Source organism: Nostoc sp. PCC 7107 (assembly GCF_000316625.1).
In the GTDB taxonomy this organism is placed as follows: domain Bacteria; phylum Cyanobacteriota; class Cyanobacteriia; order Cyanobacteriales; family Nostocaceae; genus Nostoc_B.
Genome location: NC_019676.1, coordinates 2,760,076 through 2,772,759, shown reverse-complemented (window position 1 = coordinate 2,772,759; position 12,684 = coordinate 2,760,076). Strand labels below are relative to the sequence as shown.

The following is a 12,684-nucleotide window of genomic DNA, read 5'->3' as shown; positions in this document are numbered from 1 at the left end:
AGTTAAAATTTTCTCCCTACCCCTACACCCTTACACCCCTATACCTTTACACCCTTACTGGACTCATGGCTAAAAATAACAACTTATTTAATTTCACCCCTGACTTTGTTTCGCAATTAATATTTGGGTCATTTTTAACGTTCATCTTAATATTGACGGGTTCACCAGCATCCCTGAGTATTTTCTTAGGAATTTTGGGCGGATTCACCTTGGGTTGGATGACTAGTGCAAGTAAAAATAGCCCCCAAGCGCCAACAGTCGCCTCTTCTGATGGTATTGATGCTGGACTTAAATACTGGTTATTTTTCTTATTAGGCTTTGTCTGGTTGGGTTACTCAGCACCGATGAGTATCTTGCTAGGGGGAATAGGTGCTATTGGTGGCGGCTGGATTATTGCTTGGTGGGGTAGCAAAGAAGAAGTTAGAACTCAGCTACCAGTGGAAACTGTAGAAGAGGGAGAAGAAAGATCAACTAAACAGCAAAAAAGGAGGCCTACTCGCCGCTTCCGTCGCGCCAGAGGCATTAATTTTAGATTTTGGGAAAGGTAATGAATAAAGGCAAAAGTTAAAAGTCAAAAGTCAAAAGATTTTTTCTTTTTACTTATATCTTTGAAGTTACCTGTAATAACCAATTATGTTTTTATACCTTTCTAAGTTGTTACCACTGTTTTTTTATCCTTTGGGATTAGCCAGTGTGAGTTTAGTGGTGGCTTTGATCACAGTGTGGAAACAACCGCGCACTGCAACAGCAGCGATCGCCTTTTCTTTAAGTTTATTATTATTTTGTAGTAATGCTTGGGTGGCTAAGGCATTGGTGCGATCGCTCGAATGGCAAAATCTCCCACCTCAGCAAATGCCAAATGCGGAAGCAATTGTGGTTTTGGGTGGTGCAACTAAATCAGCTTTTTTTCCTCGACCTGACGTTGATTTAAGTGAACAAGGCGATCGCGTAATTTATGCAGCACAGCTATATCGTCAAAAAAAAGCGCCTTTGATTATTACAAGTGGTGGTAGGGTGGAATGGCGAAATGGTGGTACACCAGAATCTACAGACATGGCCAGTATTCTGACAGAAATCGGTGTACCACCACAGGCAATTATTCAAGACCCCGATTCTCTCAATACTTATCAAAATGCGGTGAATGTCAAGAAAATTTTGCAGTCTCGTGGTATTGAAAAAGTATTATTGGTAACTTCGTCCATGCACATGCCGCGATCGCTGAAAATTTTCCAACGTCAAGGGATTGATGCTACTCCTGCGCCAACAGATTTTCTTGTGACTCAAGGTGAACTGCAAGAACTGGGTAGCACCCCCAAAGCTGCATTACTCAACTTATTACCCGATACAGATAACCTACATCAATTTACTAGTGCTTTAAAAGAATATATTGGTAGTTTTATCTATAGCTTGCGTGGTTGGCTGTAAAAATTGTTGCGTGGTAGCCAGTAGACCTCTTGCATCAATATTTTTTGTCTCGCGCATTCGCCGCCAGGCGTTCCCGCAGGGTAGCCGCAAAGACGCAAAGGAGAAGAAGAGAATCAAGACTTTTGCAAGAAGTTTAGTTATTGCTAATAGCTATAATTTCAATAGTCTGAAAGTTTTGGTTGTTTAATATCTCAAAACTCAGCACACTATGTTGTGAGAATCATGCGCCAAGAATTACCTCATATTATTCTATCTCGGCAACCTGAAGTTGAAGAAGCTTTTAGTGCTTACCAAACTACCCATGAATTTTATTACGAAGTTCAGCAACGCTTAGAGTTTCAGCGTCATTGTGAATGGTACGAGGCTGAAGCAGAATATCATCGTCAAGAACTCAAAAAAATGCGCGGCGAACTCAACATTTTTCGGTGGTTCCTTCGCCGCTTTTGAGAAGTTTAGATAATTTCTAACTCATTCTCACGCAAGTGGGCTTTAAATTTTTTACTAAACTGAACTAATACTGGCAAGTTAGCACTTACAGGTCTACCTTGCCATTGAGTCACAATATCCACGATTTCGCCTTCTGAGCCTTTGAGGTCAAAAGCTTGAGAGCGATGTTCAGGATGATGGTAGACTACTACCGATTCATTAACACGGACGCGATCGCCAACTTTCATAAGAACATTTACACCTAGCTTTTGCGGTTCCACAAGCATCTCCACAGCCATCCCTCATCGAACTTGCTGCTGGAAAAACAAACTGTTGAGAACAGTGATTTTTCCCATCTCATCAAGACAAACGCTCTATTTTATGCGTTTGCAACTTTTATACAAACAAAGCCTGACCTTGCAGGCTTTAATCATCATCAGCGACAAATGTCTGACTGGTTTTTTCTCCTCATTGCACTTGTCCACGCTTACGGGTGTCTCAGAAGCGCTTTTTGAGGATTTGTCAGCTAACAGGCTAAGAAAGACTCGTTTTAGTTTTTCTGTGCGCTTTAACGACAGTTCCAATTCTACATCAAATGGATATTACGTTCCTAGATGCTGTGTCTGACAGTAAGGGTTTTGATTACTGACGCTGTGGACAGACTGACTGTATTGGTTGGGGTAATTTTCCACACATTTGTTGAAAGGTTTGGGGATTTAGTAGCCACCAAGCGAATAATCCCAGAGTTGTTCCGCCAACGAACACGGCTAATAATCCGCCAAGGTTTGCTAAAGGCTTACGTTGATGAGGTTTTTTGATTGGTGTGGGTATTGGTGGAGGTATTGGTTCCTCTGTCAAATCCAAGTCTAATAAGGCTTGGGCGCTTTCTGTCAAAGCAGGTTCTTCTATTTCTGGTGTTTCTGGTTCGACAATCTCTTCTGGTGGAGATACTGTTGTTACTGGTACTAAATATTCTTTAGACAGCCGACAAAGGGTGAGAACAACGGAAGTATTATCATGACCATTTTTTTGGTTGGCAAGATTAATCAAATTCTGCACGGTTTCGGCAATGGAAGCTTCACCTGTTAACACAGGAATAGCAAAATCTTGCCAAGAATTTTCTACCCAATCGTTATCACTTAAACCATCAGAACACAGCAATAATAGCCCTTCTTCATCAATGATGAATCTTTGAATTGATAATCGCAGAGATTCCGCATCTTTTGTGCCTAATGCTTGAGTCAAAGCCGTTGCATCTTGTCTCTGGAGAGCTTGACGATATAAACTCCTGCCATAACGCACTTCTCGCCAAGCGACATCATCATCCACGGTGAGTAATTGGCAGTAGTTACGGGTTATCCAGTAAGCGCGGCTATCGCCAATATTAGCTAAATAAAGTTCATGGGCGTTATCAGATGTCCATCCAGAAATTGTGGCGATTCTTTGGGGTAATTGCAACGCCATCACCAAGGTTGTCGCCATTCGTTCTCTACCTTGGCGTTTTTGCTCATCATTGCGGGAGGAAATTAAATTATTGACTACCCGCAAACTTGCTTCTAGCTGTTCTTGCAATAATTTTGGCGCTACGGGTTCAGTTTGTTCGGCGACTTCTGCTAATAAAGCACGGATTTGCAATTTTAATGATTGTACTGCCATTTGGCTGGCAACTTCACCACCTTGATGTCCACCAATACCATCACAAACCATCGATAAGCGTGGGATGAGTGGATGATATGGTTCATCGGTGCTTGGGTAACAAGTGTCTTCGTTTTGGGTGAGTTCTGTGCCGATGTCTGTTGCACCTGCAACTTGCAAACTAAGAGGTAATTCGGCAGCAGCTGAGAGTAACAGTGTATTCAGTTGAGTTGTGATAATTTCTAAATCTACTGCGCGATCGCACATTTGCTCAACTATCTTCTGTAATGATTGCGCGATTTGTGGTTGGGCTAATGCTATCAAAGACTGCCAAGACTTTCCTAAATCATGTAAGCTGAGTTTTTCATCGGCTGGGGTGGGATGCAGTTCTAACAACCGCACACACCAACCTTGTACTCTTGAGTTATCGGGAATTATTAAACTTTGCTCAACTTCTAGTTCTGCTAACGGTTGCCAAAGTTGGAGAATTTGCCATAGCCAATAAACTTGTCTAACTGCTGTAGCTTGTTCCCAAGCATTAGCTATCGTGGGGTATAAGTTTCCTGTTATGTCTATTGGGGCATTTTCTAGCAACAGAATATTATCTTCATTCTCAAAAAAAGCAAACCCATAAACTTGAGGAAGATGTAATTGCTGTTGATATAGTTTTAAATAAGGAATAACAGCTTGTGGTAAGTCTTGTAAAGTTTCTGGTGGTAGCCCTGGTTGAGTATCTAGCCAGATTTGTTGTTGAATAACTTCATATCGCTCTGCAACTTGGGTTTCGGGTAAGATGTTGGCGGCTAAAGTACCAGTCGCCCAGAGGTAACGGTGAATTAAGGGAGTTTGACAATTGGTACAGATGCGCTCTTCTATAGAATTAGCCGGGCGATCGCAGCTAGGATTTATGCAATAAATTATGCGTTCAGTAGAAATCATCATAAATAAGACTTACGCATTAATAAAGAATTTTATCCAGATATTTGGTGATCATTATAGTAGGGGCAACCAGACATTCGCCCCCGATATGTTTCTGTTAAAGGGAAAAGGGAAGTTGTTAAGTACCTGACCTTTCACATTCCCTTCTTACACAAATGATTTCAGGAATCAAAGCGGACTCCTATATACAAGTAAGCTCAAACACGTCTAAATTACAGAATTACCTAGGACTTACGCAAAACACCTCTCAAACTCTCATTTCTCCGTGACCTCTGCGTCTCTGTGGTTCGATTTTCCGTAGCCTGTGCGTAAGTCCTGTTACCCATAAAGGTTGTCATTAGTCAATCAATTTTGGATTTTAGATTGGCGTTTTGTGTTGACAAGAGACAAATGACTGATGACTAATGGCAGTCTCAACCAAAGAATTTGCAACTTGAATGCACACCAGCTTATTTAACAACGGTAACATCCTCACAAGTTCCTCAAATTCTTCTTCTATAAGATAGATAGTCACTTAGTAAGTTGCCAAAATATCACGGCTAAATTAAAAAGAATCATTGCCAAAATTGTTGTTAAAAACAGATGCAGCATTATCAATTGCTGAAGTTCTGCATCTCCCGACTAAAAACTTCAATCACCAATTAGTTATAAGCAATTACAGCCAGAGGTTTATATGCTGGAAAAGATTTTAGTGGCATTAGATCGGTCAGAAATGGGACAAGAGGTTTTTCAGCAAGCATTGTCTTTAGCAAAAGTCATGTCAGCCCAACTATTATTGCTGCATGTTCTGTCCCCAGAAGAAGAAGGTAGCCCTTACATTCCCATGTTATCTAACGTTGATTACTATCCAGGTTTGAGTGGTCAAAGTTTAGATTTATATCAAAAACAATGGGATAGCTTTAAAGATGAAGGCGTGCGGATGTTGCAGGCTTTTTGCGCTCAAGCAAACTTGGCAGATGTGAAAGCAGAGTTTAGCCAAGTTTTGGGCAACCCTGGCAATACTATTTGTAAAATGGCTGCTGAATGGAATGCAGACTTAATTGTGATGGGACATCGTGGGCGTTCTGGTTTAGCAGAATTTTTCTTAGGTAGTGTGAGTAACTATGTGCTGCACCACGCTAATTATTCAGTTTATATCGTGCATTATCCTCGCAATTTGAAAAGCTCAGAAAAAACTGTTGTGGAAGCAGCGGAAAATGTCAGCGTCTCTTAAATTTTAGGGTGCGATCGCCAAAGTAAATCATCAATCTCTATCAATAACAATGACAATTGCTTCTCCTGTAGTTCTGCACCATCCCAGTGGAGATAAACGCCTGAAGATGCTGGACGCAACCATGAAGCGTCACCAGTATCAACAAGATGCCTTAATTGAAATTCTCCACAAAGCCCAAGAACTTTATGGTTATTTAGAACCCGATTTATTACTTTATATTGCCCATAATTTAAAACTTCCCCCTAGTCAAGTTTACGGGGTAGCTACTTTTTACCATTTATTTTCTTTAGCGCCTCAAGGTGTTCATCGTTGTGTAGTTTGTACCGGGACTGCTTGTTATGTCAAAGGCGCTCAGGCAATTTTGGCCAATGTAGAAAAAATTACGCGGATTCGGGCGGGCGAAACTACAGCTAACAAACAATTATCACTATTAACAGCAAGATGTTTAGGAGCTTGCGGGATTGCGCCTGCTGTAGTATTTGATGGCACAGTCTTAGGTAATCAAAACCCAGAATCAGTTGGAGAACGCATCCAAGAATGGCTGGAAAATGGAATTAAATGAATTATTAGAAATCGCCAAACAAGAAAAATCTCAAGCTAAACCAGTACATATTCGCTGTTGTACAGCGGCTGGTTGTTTATCTGCTAATTCCCAAAGTATTAAACAAGAACTTGATGCAGGTATTAAAGCTGAAGGTTTAGAAAAAGACGTGCAAGTTTCTGGTGTTGGCTGTATGCGTTTATGCTGTAAAGGGCCATTAGTGCAAGTTGACACCCCAGCCGGAAGCAAGCTTTACGAAAAAGTTACCATTCAAAACGCATCTGCCATTATTGAAGCGTTAGACGGTGGTAAAATCTGTGTTTCAGAAATAGATTTATCCCAGCCATTCTTTAGTTATCAACAGCCAATTGTTTTAGAAAATAGCGGCAAAATTGACCCAGAAAAGATTCAATCTTATATTGCGGTTGAAGGTTATCAAGCTCTTTACCATGTGTTGCGTGAGATGACACCTAACGAGGTAGTTGAGACAGTTACCCGTAGTGGGTTGCGTGGCAGAGGTGGTGCGGGTTATCCCACAGGAATAAAATGGGCGACTGTTGCTAAAGCAAAAAGCGGCCGCAAATTTGTCATTTGTAACGCTGATGAAGGTGATCCCGGTGCATTTATGGATCGCAGTGTGCTAGAAAGTGATCCCCATCGCGTATTAGAAGGAATGGCGATCGCTGGCTATGCTGTAGGAGCCAGCCAAGGTTATATTTATGTTCGGGCAGAATATCCCATTGCCATTCATCGTTTGCAAACCGCAATTCATCAAGCCCAACGCCTAAGTTTATTAGGTAGCCAAATCTTTGATTCTCCCTTTGACTTCAAAATCGATATCCGCATCGGTGCAGGGGCTTATGTGTGCGGCGAAGAAACCGCCTTAATGGAAAGCATCGAAGGCAAACGCGGCCTACCTCATCCTCGTCCACCCTATCCGGCAGAATCTGGTTTATGGGGTCATCCTACATTAATTAATAACGTCGAAACCTTTGCCAATATTGCTCCAATTATTCGTAAAGGTGCTGATTGGTTTGCCAGTATTGGTACAGACAAAAGCAAAGGAACAAAAGTTTTTGCCCTAGCTGGCAAAATCCGCAACACAGGTTTAATTGAAGTCCCAATGGGAACTTCTCTGCGACAAATTGTCGAAGAAATAGGAGGCGGTATTCCCGATGGTGGTATTGCTAAAGCCGTACAAACAGGTGGCCCTTCTGGGGGATGTATTCCTGCTTCGGCATTTGATACACCTGTAGATTATGAATCCCTAACAAACCTCGGTTCGATGATGGGTTCTGGCGGCATGATTGTTATGGATCAAACCACCAACATGGTTGATGTTGCAAGATTCTTTATGGAATTTTGTATGGATGAATCCTGTGGTAAGTGCATTCCTTGTCGTGTGGGAATTGTGCAGCTACATGGATTATTAACCAAACTGATGCAAAGCAAAGCAACCCACGCTGATTTGGCATTACTGGAAGAACTGTGCGATCTGGTAAAAAACACCAGCTTGTGTGGTTTGGGACAGTCTGCACCAAATCCGGTATTTAGTACATTGCGCTATTTCCGGAAAGAGTATTTGGAGTTGATTACAGGTGACAAGTGACAGGCTAAAAAGTTTTTTAGTTTGCATCACAATGTAGGCTATCACATTCACGATGTAAACCGTCGCATTCATAATGTCAGCCGTCGCAGTCACAATGTAACTTGTTGCAACAACAATATTAACTATTGCATTAATAATGCAACTTGTCGCATTCACGATGTAACCCGTCGCATTCAATAATCAGACACAATTTACACTCTGTTTTTGGTTTCCTGTCACCTATTTTTTATTGTTATGACAGTTAAAACTTTAACAATCAACGACCAACTTATTAGCGCTCACGAAGAAGAAACTGTCTTAGAAGCGGCGCAAGCAGCAGGAATTCATATTCCGACATTGTGCCATTTAAACGGCGTGGAGGATGTGGGCGCTTGTCGGCTGTGTTTAGTAGAGATTGCTGGGAGTAATAAATTACAGCCTGCTTGCGTGACAAAAATTAACGAAGGAATGGAGGTGTATACACATAGCGATCGCCTGCAAAAATACCGCCGTACAATTGTCGAAATGCTGTTTGCAGAAGGTAATCACATCTGTTCGGTGTGTGTCGCTAATGGTAATTGTGAATTACAAGACTTAGCGATTGAAATGGGGATGGATCATGTACGTTTAGAATATCACTTCCCCAATCGCAAAGTAGATGTTTCCCACGAGCGCTTCGGTATTGATCATAACCGATGTGTGCTGTGTACTCGTTGTGTCCGTGTTTGTGACGAAATTGAAGGCGCTCACACTTGGGATATGGCAGGTAGGGGTACAAACTCTCACGTTATTACTGACTTGAGTCAGCCGTGGGGAACATCGTCAACTTGTACCTCCTGCGGTAAATGTGTCAACGCTTGCCCCACAGGTGCGATTTTCTACCAAGCTTCTAGCGTTGGGGAAATGAAACATGATCGGGACAAACTTGATTTTTTAGTTACTGCAAGGAAAAAACAGCAATGGAATCTTTAGCCACGCCAGGAGGAAAATATGAAACTCCGTCGCATTCGACAAACATTTTGGTGGCTGCTATTGGCAAGTATTTTGACAATATGTATATTCCTGGTTTTAAGAAACCCCACATCACAAACAGCAATCGCGGCTGTCACACGTTTAGAAGCAGCACCAGGCGAAATACTTTATCGCTCACAAACAAAATTAGATGACCAATCAGGACACGTTTGGCAAGCGGTTCTGTTTAAGCAAATTTATCCTCATCAAAAGATCAGTTTAAATCTGCGCCTAGTCGGTTTCCCTAACTCAGCCGAATTGATTCATCCCCAACCGCTCAAAATCACCACCGCTGACGGCAAGATTTTTACTGCTGCTGACGTGTTCTTAGATGAAGCCCCAGCACCAACTATCGGTCAATACGACTTTAAAGATATCTTGCCCCAATTACCTAACGAAGCCCTACAACTAGCAATACCATTACCCAAACAAAAGTTTATTCACATCTCCGTCCCTCAATCCGTCGTGCAAGAGTGGCATCAGGTATTAACAAGTAAAAAGTAAAAAGTAAAAAGTAAAAAATTTTCTCTTTTTACATTTGCTTTTTGCCTTTTAACTTCTAAATTGACTATTGACCATTGAAAAATTAATATGAATCGCTTACGACTAGCAACAGTATGGTTAGGCGGCTGTTCCGGCTGTCACATGTCCTTTCTCGACTTAGACGAATGGCTAATTGATTTAGCAGGACAAGTTGATTTTGTTTACAGTCCCTTCGCGGATATTAAAGAATATCCCCATGATGTCGATGTAGTTTTAGTTGAAGGTGCGATCGCTAACGAAGAACATCTCACCACAATCCGCACCGTGCGAGAACGTTCCAAAATCTTAATTTCCTTTGGTGATTGTGCTGTGACTGGCAACGTCACCGCCTTACGCAATCCTTTAGGTAGCGCCGAACCAGTACTTCAGCGATGTTACATCGAATTAGTTGATCTTCATCCTCAAATACCCCAAGAACCAGGCATAGTCCCCCCATTACTAGATAAAGTCACACCTGTACATTATGTCGTCCCCGTTGATATTTATTTACCCGGCTGTCCACCCTCAGCAACTCGCATCCGCGCCGCATTAGAGCCACTGTTACAAGGAGAAAAACCCAAACTCGAAGGACGCGAATTCATCAAATTTGGTTGAAGAGAAGGCAGGAGGATTATTCACACACTCAGCAACGCCAGTTCATTCAAGTCGAGCCACTGCTTTGTGGGGTTTCCCCCCCCGTTCTAGCAAGTAGCGCTCCTCAGCACTCATCTATAGGAGATTCATTATGTTAAAAGCAGCAGACATTATGACAAAAGATGTCGCCACCATTCGTAGTTCCGCCACAGTCGCAGAAGCCGTGAAGTTAATGCGGGCTAGAGATTGGCGAGCATTAATTGTTGACCGTCGCCACGAACAAGACGCTTACGGCATTATTAGCGAGAGTGATATTGTCTATAAAGTTATTGCTTATGGTAAAGACCCTCATAAAATAAGGGTTTACGAGGTGATGACTAAACCTTGCATCGCCATTAACCCCGACTTGGGTGTAGAATACGTCGCGCGGTTATTTGCTCAACATCATTTGCACAGAGCGCCGATTATCCAAGGTGAACTAATCGGAATCATTTCTCTCACCGATATTTTGGCTTTAAGTGACTTTATAGAACAACCCCGGTCACTTCTGTTAGAACAACAGCTACAAGATGAAATTAAAAAAGCTCGTGCTACTTGCATAGAAAAAGGTATTCACTCAGAAGAATGTGCCGCAGCTTGGGATGCAGTAGACGAAATGCAATCAGAAATAGCACACCAAACAGCCGAAAAAATCGATAGAACAGCTTTTGAAGATTACTCAGAAAGTCTGAAGTATGAAGTCTGAAGTATGAAATTTCATCCTCCTTCCTGCCTCCTGCCTTTTGACCAATGAAAAAAATAATTATCGATCCCGTTACCCGCATTGAAGGACACGCCAAGATTAGTATTTTTTTAGATAATGCTGGTCAAGTAAGTGATGCTCACTTTCATGTCACCGAATTTCGCGGGTTTGAAAAGTTTTGCGAAGGTCGGCCGCTGTGGGAAATGCCGGGAATTACTGCACGGGTTTGTGGTATTTGTCCCGTGAGTCATTTGTTAGCTTCAGCAAAAGCAGGCGATCGCATTTTAGCTGTGATTATCCCACCAACGGCGGCTAAACTCCGCAGGTTGATGAATTTAGGGCAAATTCTCCAATCCCATACGTTGAGTTTCTTTCATCTCAGCGCCCCTGATTTCTTATTGGGAATGGATAGCGATCCCCAAACTCGCAATGTTTTTGGTTTAATTGCCGCAGAACCAGAATTTGCCCGTGGTGGAATTCGCTTACGCCAATTTGGACAAGAAATTATTGAGTTACTTGGAGGGCAAAAGATTCACCCGGCTTGGGCTGTTCCTGGTGGAGTGCGAGAACCACTAACACCAGAAAAACGCAGCCACATCCAAAACCGCATCCCCGAAGCACGCGCTACTATCTTGAATGCTTTAGCACGATTTAAAAACTTGCTTGATGAATATGCCAAAGAAGTCCAAACTTTTGGTAACTTCCCTAGTTTATTTATGGGGTTAGTTACTCCTAACGGTTTGTGGGAAACCTACGACGGAAATCTCCGCTTTGTAGACAGCGCAGGTAATATCATTGCCGATAAACTTGACCCGACGCGCTATCAAGAATTTATCGGGGAAGCTGTTCAACCAGATTCTTACTTAAAATCGCCCTATTATCGACCCTTGGGTTATCCTAACCAAAATGATCATTGCCGGATAGATAGTGGGATGTATCGGGTAGGGCCGCTGGCACGGTTAAATATTTGTAACCGCATTGGTACACCTTTAGCTGATCAAGAATTACAAGAATTCCGCGATCGCGGTCAAGGTACAGTCAAGTCATCTTTCTTTTATCACTATGCCCGCTTAATCGAAATTGTCGCCTGTATTGAACACATTGAAATCTTACTCGATGACCCAGATATCCTATCAACTCGACTCCGTGCCGAAGCTGGCATTAATCAACTAGAAGGAGTTGGTGTCAGCGAAGCACCACGCGGCACTTTATTTCATCATTATCAGGTTGATGAAAATGGTTTACTACAAAAAGTCAATTTCATCATTGCCACTGGTCAAAATAACTTAGCAATGAATCGGACAGTTGCTCAAATTGCCCGTCATTTCATCCAAGGTACAGAAATTCCTGAAGGAATGTTAAATCGTGTGGAAGCAGGAATCCGTGCTTTTGACCCCTGTTTAAGTTGTTCAACTCACGCCGCCGGACAAATGCCTTTACAAGTTCAATTAATCGCCGCCGATGGCAATATTATTCATCAAGTTTGGCGACATTAAATTGTGTTAATAATGTTTCCACACTAGCATTGTGATCTAAAAAAGAAAACAAATGTGTATAAAGTAATTTGCCATCTTGATCTAATACAAACTGTGCTGGTAAAGGCGCTCCCAATGCTTGCCCTACTTTATATCTCCGAAATATATTACAACTAGGGTCACTCAATAACGGCATTTTTAAGCCTAAATCTTGTACAACTATTTGACTTTGCCTTTCATCGGTACTAGTAATCATCAAAACTTCTATACCGCGTTTTGTAAATTCCTCATAGTTTTCATTCAAAGCTTTAATATGCGGATAGCAAAACGGGCAATATTGCTTTTCCGTAAAGATTCTTGTAAAGGCAAGTAATACTGGTTGCTTGCCTCGATAGTCTGACAATTTGACTACAGTACCGTTAGTAATATCTGGTAATTGAAAATCTGGTGTTCCTATTTCTATGCGAAAGTAACTAGTCGCGGGTATTGGCAAAAAGTTACGGAAGAATCGCTCATTAAATAAGCCAGTGAAATCAGTTGAAGTTAGCATATTTTTATTAGTGAATAATATAA

At 41.8% G+C, this 12,684-nt stretch carries 14 protein-coding genes; 11 read left to right on the top strand and 3 right to left on the bottom strand.

The features are described from left to right. Positions 1-65: 65 nt before the first annotated feature. The 3 genes from NOS7107_RS11760 (at position 66) to NOS7107_RS11750 (ending at position 1,872) form a co-directional block, all read left to right on the top strand. Positions 66-548 (top strand): hypothetical protein, encoded by a 483-nt coding sequence (locus tag NOS7107_RS11760; RefSeq protein ID WP_015113197.1) that lies wholly within the window; start codon positions 66-68, stop codon positions 546-548. Positions 549-633: 85 nt separating this feature from the next. Further along, entirely contained in the window at positions 634-1,425 is a 792-nt protein-coding gene (locus NOS7107_RS11755; RefSeq protein WP_015113196.1) for a YdcF family protein, read from the top strand. Between the two features lie 222 nt (positions 1,426-1,647). Beyond that, a complete protein-coding gene (locus NOS7107_RS11750) occupies positions 1,648-1,872 on the top strand; it encodes a hypothetical protein (RefSeq protein ID WP_015113195.1) in 225 nt (74 codons plus the stop codon). 5 nt (positions 1,873-1,877) lie between these two features. Here the strand turns inward: NOS7107_RS11750 and NOS7107_RS11745 are convergent, their stop codons facing one another. After that, complete coding sequence (locus tag NOS7107_RS11745) at positions 1,878-2,150, bottom strand: ferredoxin-thioredoxin reductase variable chain (RefSeq protein WP_015113194.1); 273 nt, start codon at positions 2,148-2,150, stop codon at positions 1,878-1,880. 343 nt (positions 2,151-2,493) lie between these two features. After that, positions 2,494-4,425 carry a protein phosphatase 2C domain-containing protein gene (locus NOS7107_RS11740; protein ID WP_044500750.1) on the bottom strand — a complete coding sequence of 644 codons (1,932 nt, stop codon included), beginning with the start codon at positions 4,423-4,425 and terminating at the stop codon, positions 2,494-2,496. Positions 4,426-5,098: 673 nt separating this feature from the next. Here NOS7107_RS11740 and NOS7107_RS11735 point away from each other — a divergent pair. From NOS7107_RS11735 to NOS7107_RS11700, 8 genes are all read left to right on the top strand, one after another. Next, positions 5,099-5,638 (top strand): universal stress protein, encoded by a 540-nt coding sequence (locus NOS7107_RS11735; RefSeq protein ID WP_015113192.1) that lies wholly within the window; start codon positions 5,099-5,101, stop codon positions 5,636-5,638. A gap of 49 nt (positions 5,639-5,687) precedes the next feature. Continuing rightward, positions 5,688-6,200, top strand: coding sequence for a bidirectional hydrogenase complex protein HoxE (gene hoxE / locus NOS7107_RS11730; RefSeq protein ID WP_015113191.1), 513 nt, complete (start codon positions 5,688-5,690; stop codon positions 6,198-6,200). Continuing rightward, a complete protein-coding gene (locus NOS7107_RS11725; RefSeq protein ID WP_015113190.1) occupies positions 6,187-7,788 on the top strand; it encodes a NuoF family protein in 1,602 nt (533 codons plus the stop codon). Before hoxE ends, NOS7107_RS11725 begins: the two co-directional genes overlap by 14 nt. Positions 7,789-8,022: 234 nt before the next feature. Then, positions 8,023-8,739 (top strand): bidirectional hydrogenase complex protein HoxU, encoded by a 717-nt coding sequence (hoxU, locus tag NOS7107_RS11720; RefSeq protein ID WP_015113189.1) that lies wholly within the window; start codon positions 8,023-8,025, stop codon positions 8,737-8,739. Positions 8,740-8,757: 18 nt separating this feature from the next. Then, entirely contained in the window at positions 8,758-9,282 is a 525-nt protein-coding gene (locus NOS7107_RS11715) for a DUF3122 domain-containing protein (protein WP_015113188.1), read from the top strand. Between the two features lie 87 nt (positions 9,283-9,369). After that, positions 9,370-9,915: an NAD(P)-dependent nickel-iron dehydrogenase subunit HoxY gene (locus tag NOS7107_RS11710; protein ID WP_015113187.1), complete on the top strand. Its 546-nt coding sequence runs from the start codon at positions 9,370-9,372 to the stop codon at positions 9,913-9,915. A gap of 130 nt (positions 9,916-10,045) precedes the next feature. Next, entirely contained in the window at positions 10,046-10,639 is a 594-nt protein-coding gene (locus tag NOS7107_RS11705) for a CBS domain-containing protein (RefSeq protein WP_015113186.1), read from the top strand. Positions 10,640-10,683: 44 nt separating this feature from the next. After that, positions 10,684-12,132 (top strand): Ni/Fe hydrogenase subunit alpha, encoded by a 1,449-nt coding sequence (locus tag NOS7107_RS11700; protein ID WP_015113185.1) that lies wholly within the window; start codon positions 10,684-10,686, stop codon positions 12,130-12,132. On the opposite strand, the gene NOS7107_RS11695 is transcribed toward NOS7107_RS11700, so the two are convergent. Next, positions 12,107-12,661: a peroxiredoxin gene (locus NOS7107_RS11695; RefSeq protein ID WP_015113184.1), complete on the bottom strand. Its 555-nt coding sequence runs from the start codon at positions 12,659-12,661 to the stop codon at positions 12,107-12,109. The genes NOS7107_RS11700 and NOS7107_RS11695 overlap by 26 nt on opposite strands. Positions 12,662-12,684 lie beyond the last annotated feature (23 nt).